The sequence below is a fragment of the Actinomadura sp. NPDC048021 genome, assembly GCF_040653135.1.
Lineage (GTDB): Bacteria > Actinomycetota > Actinomycetes > Streptosporangiales > Streptosporangiaceae > Spirillospora > Spirillospora verrucosospora.
Genome location: NZ_JBEZJQ010000019.1, coordinates 115618 through 127971, shown reverse-complemented (window position 1 = coordinate 127971; position 12354 = coordinate 115618). Strand labels below are relative to the sequence as shown.

Here is a 12354-nt window from a genome sequence, read left to right as displayed (position 1 = left end):
GTCAGATCTTCCTCTCGCTGGCCTGGACGTAGACGACGCCGGAGCCGCTCAGCTCCAGCTGGAAGCCCTCGCCGGAGCCGCGCCCGATCAGGTCGCGCAGCCCCACCGCCGTGGTGAGCTTGTTCTGCACCTGGCCGCGATGGGCCACGTACGCCTGCGGGTCGACGTGGACCGGGCGCTGCGGGGTGATCGGCAGCTCCATCACGCCGCCGTGTGACAGCAGCGCGCACGCGCCGTGCCCGGTGAGCGTCGTGGTGAACAGGCCCTGCCCGGTGACCGCGCCGCGCACGATGCCGCGCACGCCGCCCTGCTCGCCCATGAACATGGTTCCGACCTGCAGGGTGGTGTCGTGCACCAGCAGCCGGTCGGCCTCGGCGTACAGGGTGTCGGCGCCGTTCAGCTCGACGACGGACACGTGCAGCCCGCCGTGGCCGAACATGACGCTGCCCTGACCGGTGACGTGCATCATCGCGCTGTGCTCGCCGGCGACGGCGCGCCCGAGCGTGCCGCCGATGCCCTGCCCCGCCGTGGCGGTCGGGGCGAACGACACCGCGCCGGTGTAGGCAAGCATGGCGCCGCGCTTGCTGTAGACCTCCTGCCCCGGTCCGATCCGGACCTGGAGCATCTTGGAGTTGATCGACTCGTAGCCGGGCATCAGATCTCCAGAATCCCGCCGCGCTCGGCCGGCTGGACGTAGACCAGCCCGTGCCCCTGGTACCGGAACTGCACGCTCTCCCCCGATCCCTGGCCGATCACCGTCCGCCAGTTGACGTCGGTGACCACGTCCTGCTGAAGCTGCCCGTGGTGGCAGACGTAGGCGTGCGGGTCGACGCAGAGCGGCGTCTGCGGCGTCACCTCCAGCGCGATGGCCGGCCCCTGCGACAGGACCGCCACCGTCCCGTGCCCGTCGACCTTGGTGGTGGCGAGGCCCTGGCCGGTGCCCATCCCCCGCAGCCCCACGAACTGCACGCCCGTGTTCAGGCTCCCGTCGAGCGCCAGCAGGCTCTCCGACTCCACGAACAGGGTGTCGCCCGTGAGCTGGACGAGCGTCACCTCCGTCGCCTCGCTCGCCAGGTAGACCGTCCCCTGTCCCGTGATCTCCATGAGGGTCATGCCCTCGCCGGCGATCTTGCGTTTGAGGGCGCCGCGCAGCCCCTCGCCGCCCGTCATGCCCTGCCGCTTGAACGCCATCTGGCCCTCGTAGGCCACCATCGAGCCGTTCAGCGCCCGGATCGTCTCGCCGCCGAGGTCGACGGCGAGCATCTTCGAGCCGTTCATTCGAAATTGCGCCACGAAGCGAGAAGATACCGCCCGGCGCGTTGCCGGTCCGCCCGGTGCGCCGATCGGCAAGGATGAGCACATGTGGATCGCTCCCGAACGCCGCAGTCTCAGCCGGTGGGCAGTCCCAGGGCTCGTCCTGGGCGCCGGCGTGGTGGTCGGGGCCGTGCTGGCCGCCGACGGGCGGTCCGGCACGGCCCTCATCGCGCTGGCCGCGCTGGCCGGGTACGCGGCGTACCTCGCCTACCGGCGCAACGAGCCGGCGCTGCCGCTCAGTGAGGGGTTCGGGTCGGGCACCCGGGCCCGCGCCCACCTGCGGGCCGCCGCCATGACGGGCGACGTGCTGACCGTCGCGGTCGTCGGCGGCCTCGTCGTGCAGGCCCTGCGCGGCGCCGACATCACCGCCTACGTGTGGCTGGCGGCCGTCGCCGGCGTGACGTACCTGCTGTCGGCGGTCGTCGGCGGCCGCGGGCTGTGACCGGAGGCCGAGGGCGGTGACCGACGGCCGCCCGGCCGGGTGAGCTGCGGGAATAGTCGGTTAACTTCTCCTGACAAAAGCGGTTTCGCCGGTCCCCGGGCGGCATGATGCGCCTGTGTCCGCCTCCGACACCCTCGACGCGCTCGTCCCGGCCCGGGCCGTGTTCCACCCCGTGGTCGACCTCGGCACGGGCGCCGTCGTCGCCGTCGAGGCGCACGCCGCCCCGGCCGGCGAGTCCGACCGGACCGGCGGACCGGTGCGGCCCGACCCCGCGTCCGGGGACGTGCGGCGCGCGGTCGAGGCCGCGCGCGCGGCCGCCGAGCTGGGCACGCCGCTGCCGCTGCAGATCGGGCTGCGGGCCGAGACCCTCGCGAGCGGCGGCGACCTGCTGGCCGGGCTGCACCGCGGTCTCGGCGAGACCGGGCGGCGCCCGCAGGAGATCATCCTGTGCGTCGGCGGGGGCTTCGCGCCCGCGCGGCGCCCGGCCGTCGCCGCCGCGCTGGCGGCGCTGCGCCGCGCCGGATACCTCGTCGGGCTGTCCGGCCTCGGCTCCGCGCACACCCCGCTCGACCTGCTCGTCGACGGCGCCTCCTACCTGCTCAAGCTCGATCCCGGGCTGGCCCGGACGGCGGCCGCCGACCCGCGCCGCGCGGCGCTCGTGGCTAGCCTCGTCGAGCTGGCGCACCGGCTGGAGACGCACGTGCTCGCGCCCGGCATGACGACGCCCGACCAGGTGCTGCACCTGCGGGAGGCCGGCGTCCGGCTCGTCCAGGGCCCGGCCCTCGCGCCGCCGGACTGGCGCCCGGGGATGCCGGTGAGCATCCCGGTCACGGGCGGGCACGAGCCGCCCGCCCGGCCCGGGGCCGGGCTCGGGCCGCGGGTGTCGGAGTTCACCCTCCCCGCGGTGACGCTGCCGCTGACGGCGACCGCCGGCGAGGTGCTCACCGTGCTCAACGCCGAGACCGGCGCCACCAGCGTCGTCCTGGTGGACGAGCGGCAGCGGCCGAGCTTCACCGTGGACCGGACGCGCTTCCTGCTCCGCCTGTCGGGCGCTTACGGGCACGCCCTCCACGCGCGCCGGCCCGCCGCGCGGCTCGCCGACCCGCCGCGGCCGGTCCCGCGCACCGTCCCGGCGATCGCCGCGCTGCGGGCCGCGGGCGCCGAGGACGAGCGCGTCTACGACGACCTGGTCGTGGTGGACGAGGTCGGCCGCTGCCTCGGCATCGTCCGGGTGGCCGACCTGATCCGGGCCATGTCGCGCTGAGACCGCCGCTGGGGGCCTAGACCGCCCCGGATGATCCCTTATGTGGATCAAGGCCGGAGAATCCCGTCACGGCCGTCTCCTGGGCGAGGATGGCCGCCTGGACCCGGCTGCCGAGCCCGAGCTTGGCGAGGATCCGGCTCACGTGCGTCTTGGTGGTCGTCTCGGCCATGGCGAGCCGGGCCGCGATCTGTCCGTTGGACAGCCCCTCCCCGAGGCAGGCGAACACCTCGCGCTCGCGCGGCGTCAGCTCCGCCAGCCCCGGCACCTCCGCCGGGGCGGCCGGCCGGGCCGCGAACGCGCCGATCAGCCGCCGGGTGACGCCCGGCGCGAGGACTCCCTCCCCCGCCGCGACCGTCCGCACCGCCTCCACCAGCCGATCGGCGTCGACGTCCTTGAGCAGGAACCCGGCGGCGCCCGCGCGCAGCGCCCCGAACACGTATTCATCCACGTCGAACGTCGTCAGCACCAGGACGGCGGTGAACCCGGCGATCCGCCGGGTGGCGGCGACGCCGTCCAGGCGGGGCATGCGGACGTCCATGAGCACCACGTCGGGCCGCAGCTCTTCGGCCAGCTCCACGGCCCGCGCCCCGTCGGCGGCCTCGCCGACCACCCGCACGTCCGGCGCGGCGCCGAGGATCAGCACCAGCCCCGCCCGCACCGCCGCCTGGTCGTCGGCGACCAGCACGTCGATCACGCCGTCCCGGCCGGCGCTCACGCCGCCCCGCCCAGCGAGTCGAGGGGCAGCTCGGCGTGCACCCGCCAGCGGCCGCCGTCCGGCCCGGCGGCGAACCTCCCGGCCAGCATCACGGCGCGCTCGCGCATCCCGACCAGCCCGCTGCCGGTGCCGGGCAGCCGGGAGCCGTCCCGGCCGAGCGGGCTCAGCACGTCGATCACCACGTGGCCGCCCGTGTACTCCACCCGCACGTCGGCGCGCCCCGACCCGGCGTGCTTCAGCGCGTTCGTCAGCGACTCCTGGACGATCCGGTAGGCGGCCAGCTCGACCGCCGCCGGCAGCTCCGGCGGCTCCCCGGCGACCTCCAGCCGCGCCGACAGGTCGGACCGCGCGGTGTGCCGGACGAGCCGGTCCAGCTCCGCCAGCCGCGGCCGGGCCGCCGGATCCGCGCCGTCGCCCTCGCGCAGCAGCCCGATCATCCGCCGCATCTCGGCGAGCCCCTGGACGCTGTTCTCCCGGATGACCTCCATCGCCCGGTCCACCCCCTCCCGGTCCAGGCCCCGCACCTTCAGCACGGCCGAGGAGTGCAGCGCCACCGCGCTCAGATGGTTGGCGATCACGTCGTGCAGCTCGCGGGCCATCCGGGCGCGCTCGGCGGCCACGGCGGCCCGCCGGTCCAGCTCGGCCAGCCGCGCCACCTGCTCGGCGCGCTCCCGCTCGGCCTCGGCCCGCGCCCGCTCGGCCTCGGCGCGGGACCGGTGCTCGCGCACCGCCATCGCGGTCAGCACCGGCGTCACCCACACCACCCCGGCGACCGACGCGCCGAGCACGCCGACCGCGACGCCGCGCACCGCCGCCGCCGCGGCGACCGCCACCGCCGCGCTCCCCGCGAGCGTCGCCCCGAGCAGCCACTCCGCCGTGCGGCGCCGACCGTACAGGCTCGCCGCGTACAGCGCGTCCCCGTAGATCATCGCGGTGGCGAGGCTCGGCCCGAACGCGACGTCGGCGACGTTGAACGGCGTCGCCAGGAGCAGGCCCGTGAGCGGGGCCGTCCGCCGCAGGAGCATCGTCGCGCAGAGCCCGACCAGCGGGACGAGGCGCAGCCGGAACGAGGGGTCCCAGCCGGCGGACCACACGGTGTGCCCGTGCGCCGCCAGCACCACCAGGCCGCCCGCGAGCGCGGCGGCGGCCAGCAGCGCGTCCTGGCGGGTGGTGAGACGTCGGAGCCTGTGCACGGGTCCATCTCAGCATCCCGCCCGGGGTGTCTCGTCCGTCCGGGTGAGGAGCGCGCGTACATCCTTCGGACGACCCGCGGAACCTCATCGCAGACGACGATTCGCCCTCGCCCCCGGGCGGACGATGGGAATCCCGGCCGTCGAGAAGGGATTCCACGTGCTGCTAGCGGTGATCGCCGGATGCGAGATCGGCTTCTGGGTGCTCCTCGCCGCGGGCCTCCTCGCCCGCTACGCGCTGCGCCTGCGCCGCACCGGGGCGGTGCTCCTGCTGAGCGTCCCGCTGGTCGACCTGGTCCTGCTGGCCGCCACGGCGGCCGACCTGCGCGGCGGCGCGACCGCCGGCGGCGCCCACGGGCTGTCGGCCGCCTACCTCGGCTACTCGGTCGCGTTCGGCCACAGTATGGTCCGGTGGGCGGACGAGCGCTTCGCCCACCGCTTCGCCGGCGGCCCGCCGCCCACCCGCGGTCCGAGGTACGGGGCGGCGCGGGTCCGCCACGAGTGGCGCGAGTTCGGCAAGGCCGCGCTCGCCACGGCCATCGCCTGCGCCCTGCTCCTGGCGATGATCGCCCTGGTCGGCGACGCCGACCGCACGCGGGCCCTGGACGCCTGGCTGGGCCGCCTCGGGTTCGTCCTGGCGGTCTGGGCCCTGTGGCCCGTCACGACCACCCTCTGGCCGCCCAGGCCGCGGGACGGCGCCGCCCGGGACGCGTGAGGCCGCGTCCCGGGTGGGACGCGGCCTCAGGGCGCGGCGCGGGTCAGACGTTGAAGCCGAGGGCGCGGAGCTGGTCGCGGCCCTCGTCGGTGATCTTGTCGGGGCCCCACGGCGGGAGCCAGACCCAGTTGATCTTGACGTCCTTGGCCAGGCCCTCCAGCGCGCTGTGGGCCTGGTCCTCGATCACGTCGGTGAGCGGGCAGGCGGCGCTGGTGAGCGTCATGTCCAGGGTCGCGACCTCGTCGGTCAGGTCGACGCCGTACACCAGGCCGAGGTCGACCACGTTGATGCCGAGCTCGGGGTCGACGACGTCCTTGAGGGCCTCCAGGATCTCCTCCTCCTGGGGGGAGGCGGCGGTCGCGGGAGCCTCGGCGTCGGGCGCCTCCTGGGCGGGCGTGTCGGTCGCGGGCGTGTCGGTCATGATGCCTCTCCGAGTGCGCGGGCGGTCGCGTCCTTCCACGCCATCCAGGCGAGCAGGGCGCATTTGATCCGGGCGGGGTACTTCGAGACCCCGGCGAAGGCGACGGCGTCCTCCAGGACGTCCTCGTCGGGCGCGACGTCCTGGCCGCGGGACTGCATCAGCGCCAGGAACTCCTCGCCGACCGCCATCCCCTCCTTGACGGACTTGCCGATCAGCAGGTCGGACATCACCGATGCGCTGGCCTGGCTGATCGAGCAGCCCATGGCGTCGTAGGACACGTCGGCGACCGTGGCGTCCTGGCCCTCGCCCTCCAGGTGGACGCGCAGCGTCACCTCGTCGCCGCACGTGGGGTTGACGTGGTGCGCCTCCCCCTCGAACGGCTCCCGCAGCCCCTTGTGCAGGGGGTTGCGGTAGTGGTCCAGGATGACCTCCTGGTACATCGCCTCCAGCTGCATGGCGTCCTTTCCAAGCCTTTCTCGCTACAACCCGGGTGCGGCAGGGCGTGTTCCTCAGGCGGTGCCGAAGAACTTCTGCGCCTGCCTTACCCCGTCGGCGAGCGCGTCCACGTCGCCGAGGGTGTTGTAGAGGTAGAACGTCGCGCGGGTGGTCGCCGGGATGCCGAAGCGGCGGCAGATCGGCCACGCGCAGTGGTGGCCGACGCGGACCTCGACGCCCAACTCGTCCAGGACCTGCCCGACGTCGTGCGGGTGGATGCCGTCGACGGTGAACGAGACGGCGCCGCCGCGGGCCTCGGTGGTGCCGGGGCCGATGACGCGGACGCCGGAGATCTCGCCGAGACGCTCCAGCGAGTAGCCGACCAGGGCCTCCTCGTGGGCGTGCACGCGGTCCATGCCGAGATCGGCGAGGTAGTCGCAGGCCACGCCCAGCCCGACCGCCTGCGCGGTCATCGGCACGCCCGCCTCGAACCGCTGCGGCGGCGGCATGAACGTGGTCTCCTCCATGTGGACGACCTCGATCATGGAGCCGCCGGTGATGAACGGCGGCATGGCCGCGAGCAGCTCGCCGCGCCCCCACAGCACGCCGATGCCGGTCGGGCCGAGCATCTTGTGCCCGGAGAACACCAGGAAGTCGGCGCCGAGCCGGGCCACGTCCACGGGCTGGTGCGGTACCGACTGCGCGGCGTCCAGCAGGACGAGCGCGCCGACGGCGTGGGCACGCTCCACGATCCGCTCGATCGGCGGAACGGTCCCGAGGACGTTCGACTGGTGCGTCAGCGCGACGATCTTCGTGCGCTCGTTGACGATGCCGTCGAGGTCGTCCAGGTCGAGGCGGCCCTCGTCGGTGATGCCGAACCAGCGCAGGGTCGCGCCCGTCCGCCGGCAGAGCTGCTGCCACGGGACGAGGTTGGCGTGGTGCTCCATCTCCGAGACCACGATCTCGTCGCCGGGGCCGACGGCGAACCGCTCGGCCTCCGGGCCGGCGGTGGCCGCGTTGCTCATCGCGTAGGCGACCAGGTTGATGCCCTCGGTGGCGTTCTTCGTGAACACGATCTCGGAGGGCGCGGCGCCGACGAACCTGGCGATCGAGGCGCGGGCGTTCTCGTAGGCCTCCGTCGCCTCCTCGGCGAGCAGGTGGGCCCCGCGGTGCGGCGCCGCGTTGTGCCGCTCGTAGAACTCCCGCTCGGCGTCCAGCACCCGGAGGGGCTTCTGCGATGTCGCCCCCGAGTCCAGGTACACCAGCGGGCGCCCGCCGCGGACCGTGCGCTGCAGCAGCGGGAAGTCCTTCTTCAGCTCCTCGGGCAGAAGGCTCCCTGTTCCGCTCATAGGGACGCGCCCGCCTTCACGTACTTCTCGTAGCCCTCGTTCTCCAGCTCGTCGGCCAGCTCGGGCCCGCCCTCGGCGACGACGCGGCCGGCGGCGAACACGTGCACGAAGTCGGGCTTCACGTAGCGCAGGATGCGCGTGTAGTGCGTGATGAGCAGGACGCCGGTGTCGCCGGAGGCGAACCGGTTGACGCCCTCGGAGACGACCTTCAGCGCGTCGACGTCGAGGCCGGAGTCGGTCTCGTCCAGCACGGCGACCTTCGGCTTCAGCATCTCCAGCTGGAGGATCTCGTGCCGCTTCTTCTCGCCGCCGGAGAAGCCCTCGTTCAGGCTGCGCTGCGCGAACGCCGGGTCGATGGACAGGGCGTCCATCGCGGCCTTCATCTCCTTGGAGAACTCGCGCAGCTTCGGGGCCTCGCCGCGCACGGCGGTGACGGCCGAGCGCAGGAAGTTGGACACCGAGACGCCGGGCACCTCGACCGGGTACTGCATCGCCAGGAACAGCCCGGCGCGGGCGCGCTCGTCGACCGACATGGCCAGGACGTCCTCGCCGTCGAGCGTGACGGAGCCGGACGTCACCTCGTACTTCGGGTGGCCGGCGACCGCGTAGGCCAGGGTGGACTTGCCGGAGCCGTTCGGCCCCATGATGGCGTGGGTCTCGCCGGCCTTCACGGTCAGGTCGACCCCGCGCAGGATCTCCTTCGCGCCGTCGGAGCCGTCGCCGACGGAGACGTGGAGGTCGCGGATCTCAAGCGTGGCCATAGTGCGTGTAGTCCTTCGTCGTGCGGTCAGTCGTCGCCGGCGAGCGAGACGTAGACCTCGCCGTCCTCGACCCTGACCTTGTAGGTGGCGACCGGCTGCGTGGCCGGCGGGTTGGTGGGCTTGCCGCTGCGCAGGTCGAAGCAGGATCCGTGCAGCCAGCACTCGATGGTGCCGTTGTAGACCTCGCCCTCGGAGAGCGAGACCTCGGCGTGCGAGCAGATGTCGTTCAGAGCGAACACGTCGGCACCGCTCCGCGCGACGACGACGGGCGTGCCGTCGACCTCGACGCCGAGCGCGCCGTCGGCGGGGACCTCGTCCAGCGCGCACACCTTCACGTAGGTCACCTGGCCGCTCCCCGGTCCAGTTCCGCCTCGATCGCCTCGCGCACCTTCTCGCGCACCTCGGCGACCTCGATGCGCTCCACGAGCTGGCCGAGGAACCCCCGGACCACCATGCGGCGCGCATCGTCGAAGGAGATGCCCCGCGCCTGGAGGTAGAACAGGTGCTCGTCGTCCAGCCGGCCGGAAGCCGAGGCGTGCCCCGCGCCGGCGACCTCGCCGGTGAGGATCTCCAGGTTCGGCACGGAGTCGACCCGCGTCCCGTCGGTGAGGACGAGGTTGCGGTTCAGCTCGTAGGTGTCGGTGCCCTCCGCCTCCGCGCGGATGATCACGTCGCCGATCCAGACGGCGTGCGCGTCCCGGTCCTGCAGGGCGCCGCGGTAGTCGACGCGGCTGCGGCAGTGCGGGACGGCGTGGTCGACCAGGAGGCGGTGCTCCAGGTGCTGGCCGCCGTCGACGAAGTACACCCCGTACAGCTCCGCGTCGCCGCCGGGCCCCTCGTAGGCGACGGACGGGGAGATCCGCACCACGTCGCCGCCGAGCGAGACGTTGTGCGAGAGGAACCGGGCGTCGCGGCCGAGCCGGGCGTGCTGGTGGGAGACGTGGACCCCGTCGTCGGCCCAGTCCTGGAGGCTGATCACCGACAGTCGGGCGCCGTCGCCGACGACGAACTCGACGTTGTCGGCGTAGGTCGCCGACCCCCGGTGCGCCAGCACGACGGTGGCCTCGGCGAACGGCTCCAGGACGATCGTGATGTGCCCGTAGGCGGCGGCCGAGGCGTCCTCGCCGCGCAGCCGCAGCACGGTCGGCACGGAGGCCGCGGTCTCCTTCGGGACGGTCACGACCGTGGCCTGGGCGAAGGAGGTCCACGCCTGGGCGCTGACCCGGTCGGTGGGGACGTAGGCCCTGCCGAGGCGCTCGTCGTCGCGGCCGACCGTCTCGACGGTCACCTCCGGCGCCGCCTCGACCTCCACCAGGACCTTGCCGCCCTCCTCGGCCGTGCCGTTGTGCAGGCCGCGCAGGCGGCGCAGCGGGGTGAACCGCCACTCCTCCTCGCGCCCCGTGGGCACGTCGAAGTCGGCGACGTCGTAGGACGCCTTCTCGTGCAGCGTCGAGAGAGGCTTCTGCTCGAGCCCCATCAGCCGACGGCTCCTTCCATCTGCAGCTCGATGAGCCGGTTCAGCTCCAGGGCGTACTCCATCGGCAGCTCGCGCGCGATCGGCTCGACGAAGCCGCGCACGATCATCGCCATCGCCTCGTCCTCGGTGAGGCCGCGGCTCATCAGGTAGAACAGCTGCTGCTCGGAGACCTTGGAGACGGTCGCCTCGTGGCCCATCTCCACGTCGTCCTCGCGGACGTCGACGTAGGGGTAGGTGTCGGACCGGCTGATCTGGTCGACCAGCAGCGCGTCGCACTTGACCGTGGACTTGCTGTGCTCGGCGCCCTCCTGGATCTGCACCAGCCCGCGGTAGGACGTGCGGCCTCCGCCGCGCGCCACCGACTTGGAGATGATGCTGCTGGAGGTGTTCGGCGCGGCGTGCACCATCTTCGCGCCGGCGTCCTGGTGCTGGTCCTCGCCCGCGAAGGCGATCGACAGGGTCTCGCCCTTGGCGTGCTCGCCGAGCAGGTAGATCGCCGGGTACTTCATGGTGACCTTGGAGCCGATGTTGCCGTCGACCCACTCCATGGTGGCGCCCTCGTAGGCGACGGCGCGCTTGGTCACCAGGTTGTAGACGTTGTTGGACCAGTTCTGGATCGTCGTGTAGCGGACGCGGGCGTCCTTCTTCACGACGATCTCCACGACGGCCGAGTGCAGCGAGTCGGACTTGTAGATCGGAGCGGTGCAGCCCTCCACGTAGTGCACGTAGGAGCCCTCGTCCGCGATGATCAGCGTCCGCTCGAACTGGCCCATGTTCTCGGTGTTGATCCGGAAGTAGGCCTGGAGCGGGATCTCCACGTGCACGCCCGGCGGGACGTAGATGAACGAGCCGCCCGACCACACGGCGGTGTTGAGCGCGGCGAACTTGTTGTCGCCGACCGGGATCACCGAGCCGAAGTACTCCTGGAAGATCTCCGGGTGCTCGCGCAGGCCGGTGTCGGTGTCGACGAAGATGACGCCCTTCTCCTCAAGGTCCTCGCGGATCTTGTGGTAGACGACCTCCGACTCGTACTGGGCGGCGACGCCGGCGATGAGGCGCTGCTTCTCCGCCTCGGGGATGCCGAGCTTGTCGTAGGTGTTCTTGATGTCCTCGGGAAGCTCCTCCCAGGACGTGGCCTGCTGCTCGGTCGAGCGCACGAAGTACTTGATGTTCTCGAAGTCGATGCCCGTCAGGTCCGAGCCCCAGGTGGGCATCGGCTTCTTGCGGAACAGCCGCAGCCCCTTGAGGCGCAGGTCGAGCATCCACTCAGGCTCGTTCTTCTTGGCCGAGATGTCGCGGACGACGTCCTCGTTCAGACCGCGCCGCGCCGAGGCGCCGGCGGCGTCCGAGTCGGCCCAGCCGAACTTGTACCTGTCGAGCCCTTCGAGCTCCGGGTGGGCTGCCGTAGTCATAGGGAGGTCCCTCCGGACTCCTCGTCACTGGTCAGATGCGTGCCGGCGGACGCCTCCGCGTCCGCCGTGTCCCCGCCAGGGGCGGCGTGCGCGGCGCGGGCGCCGCCCTCGCCGGTGTCGCCGGTCCCGCAGAGCGAGCGGGAACTGACGTGGGTGGTGCAGATGCCGTCGCCGTGCGCGATCGTGGCGAGCCGCTGCACGGGAGTGCCCAGCAGCCGGCTGAACGCCTCGGTCTCGGCCTCGCACAGCTGCGGGAACTCCGCGGCGACGTGCGCGACCGGGCAGTGGTGCTGGCACAACTGCTCGCCGCCGCCCGGCTGGGGCGCCTTGGCGGCGGCGGCCGCGTAGCCGTCCCCCGACAGGGCCTCGGCGAGCGTGCGGACCCGCTGGTGGGGCGGCGCGTCCTGCACGACGGGCCGGTACCGGCGCTCCAGGTCGGCGATCTGCCGCCGGGCGAACTCGGCGACCGCGTGGTCGCCGGCCGTCTCGGCGAGGAACCGCAGGGCGCTGGTGGCCAGGTCGTCGTAGGCGTGCACGAAGGCGCTGCGCCCGGCGTCGGTGATGGCGAACCACTTGGCGGGACGGCCCCGGCCGCGCCGGGACTGCGGCACCCGCGCCTGGCGGATCTCGATCATGCCCTCGGCCAGCAGCGCGTCCAGGTGCCGCCGGATCGCGGCCGGCGTGAGGCCGACGCGCTCCCCCAGCGTGGACGCGGTGACCGGGCCGTGTTCGAGGATCAGCCTGGCCACCCGGGCGCGGGTGTCGCGCTCGGGCTGGCCGGACGGCACGCCGACGGGGCGCACGGCGGCGCCCCCGGTGCTCGTCTGATCCTCGCCCACGTTTTTCACAACATCAGTGT

At 73.2% G+C, this 12354-nt stretch carries 15 protein-coding genes; 3 read left to right on the top strand and 12 right to left on the bottom strand.

What is annotated here, in order from left to right; genetic code table 11:
- Position 1: 1 nt before the first annotated feature.
- Both AB0C87_RS28645 and AB0C87_RS28640 read right to left on the bottom strand, forming a co-directional pair.
- Entirely contained in the window at positions 2-655 is a 654-nt protein-coding gene (locus tag AB0C87_RS28645) for an AIM24 family protein (protein ID WP_345181087.1), read from the bottom strand.
- A complete protein-coding gene (locus AB0C87_RS28640; protein WP_345181085.1) occupies positions 655-1293 on the bottom strand; it encodes an AIM24 family protein in 639 nt (212 codons plus the stop codon). Before AB0C87_RS28640 ends, AB0C87_RS28645 begins: the two co-directional genes overlap by 1 nt.
- A gap of 67 nt (positions 1294-1360) precedes the next feature.
- Between AB0C87_RS28640 and AB0C87_RS28635 the strand changes: the two genes are divergently transcribed.
- Positions 1361-1756 carry an ABC transporter permease gene (locus AB0C87_RS28635; RefSeq protein ID WP_353834051.1) on the top strand — a complete coding sequence of 132 codons (396 nt, stop codon included), beginning with the start codon at positions 1361-1363 and terminating at the stop codon, positions 1754-1756.
- Between the two features lie 115 nt (positions 1757-1871).
- Complete coding sequence (locus tag AB0C87_RS28630; protein ID WP_345181080.1) at positions 1872-3020, top strand: EAL domain-containing protein; 1149 nt, start codon at positions 1872-1874, stop codon at positions 3018-3020.
- 16 nt (positions 3021-3036) lie between these two features.
- Here the strand turns inward: AB0C87_RS28630 and AB0C87_RS28625 are convergent, their stop codons facing one another.
- Positions 3037-3714 carry a response regulator transcription factor gene (locus AB0C87_RS28625; protein ID WP_345181227.1) on the bottom strand — a complete coding sequence of 226 codons (678 nt, stop codon included), beginning with the start codon at positions 3712-3714 and terminating at the stop codon, positions 3037-3039.
- A 17-nt stretch (positions 3715-3731) separates the two neighbouring features.
- On the bottom strand, positions 3732-4928 hold the full coding sequence (locus AB0C87_RS28620; RefSeq protein WP_360580393.1) for a histidine kinase: 1197 nt from the start codon (positions 4926-4928) through the stop codon (positions 3732-3734).
- 157 nt (positions 4929-5085) lie between these two features.
- On the opposite strand from AB0C87_RS28620, the gene AB0C87_RS28615 reads away from it, so the two are divergent.
- Positions 5086-5640 carry a hypothetical protein gene (locus AB0C87_RS28615; RefSeq protein ID WP_345181074.1) on the top strand — a complete coding sequence of 185 codons (555 nt, stop codon included), beginning with the start codon at positions 5086-5088 and terminating at the stop codon, positions 5638-5640.
- Positions 5641-5683: 43 nt separating this feature from the next.
- Here the strand turns inward: AB0C87_RS28615 and AB0C87_RS28610 are convergent, their stop codons facing one another.
- From AB0C87_RS28610 to AB0C87_RS28575, 8 genes are read right to left on the bottom strand one after another with little or no spacing between them, the layout of a single operon-like run.
- Positions 5684-6061 carry a metal-sulfur cluster assembly factor gene (locus tag AB0C87_RS28610; protein WP_345181073.1) on the bottom strand — a complete coding sequence of 126 codons (378 nt, stop codon included), beginning with the start codon at positions 6059-6061 and terminating at the stop codon, positions 5684-5686.
- Positions 6058-6516 (bottom strand): Fe-S cluster assembly sulfur transfer protein SufU, encoded by a 459-nt coding sequence (gene sufU, locus AB0C87_RS28605; protein WP_345181070.1) that lies wholly within the window; start codon positions 6514-6516, stop codon positions 6058-6060. The genes AB0C87_RS28610 and sufU overlap by 4 nt, the downstream gene beginning before the upstream one ends.
- Before the next feature lie 54 nt (positions 6517-6570).
- Complete coding sequence (locus AB0C87_RS28600) at positions 6571-7845, bottom strand: cysteine desulfurase (protein WP_345181067.1); 1275 nt, start codon at positions 7843-7845, stop codon at positions 6571-6573.
- Positions 7842-8606 carry a Fe-S cluster assembly ATPase SufC gene (gene sufC / locus AB0C87_RS28595; RefSeq protein ID WP_179835235.1) on the bottom strand — a complete coding sequence of 255 codons (765 nt, stop codon included), beginning with the start codon at positions 8604-8606 and terminating at the stop codon, positions 7842-7844. Before sufC ends, AB0C87_RS28600 begins: the two co-directional genes overlap by 4 nt.
- 26 nt (positions 8607-8632) lie before the next feature.
- On the bottom strand, positions 8633-8950 hold the full coding sequence (locus AB0C87_RS28590; RefSeq protein ID WP_345181060.1) for a non-heme iron oxygenase ferredoxin subunit: 318 nt from the start codon (positions 8948-8950) through the stop codon (positions 8633-8635).
- Positions 8947-10083: a Fe-S cluster assembly protein SufD gene (sufD, locus tag AB0C87_RS28585; RefSeq protein WP_353833767.1), complete on the bottom strand. Its 1137-nt coding sequence runs from the start codon at positions 10081-10083 to the stop codon at positions 8947-8949. The genes AB0C87_RS28590 and sufD overlap by 4 nt, the downstream gene beginning before the upstream one ends.
- Positions 10083-11495: a Fe-S cluster assembly protein SufB gene (sufB, locus tag AB0C87_RS28580; RefSeq protein ID WP_345181055.1), complete on the bottom strand. Its 1413-nt coding sequence runs from the start codon at positions 11493-11495 to the stop codon at positions 10083-10085. Before sufB ends, sufD begins: the two co-directional genes overlap by 1 nt.
- Positions 11492-12298, bottom strand: coding sequence for a metalloregulator ArsR/SmtB family transcription factor (locus AB0C87_RS28575; RefSeq protein WP_345181224.1), 807 nt, complete (start codon positions 12296-12298; stop codon positions 11492-11494). The genes sufB and AB0C87_RS28575 overlap by 4 nt, the downstream gene beginning before the upstream one ends.
- Positions 12299-12354 lie beyond the last annotated feature (56 nt).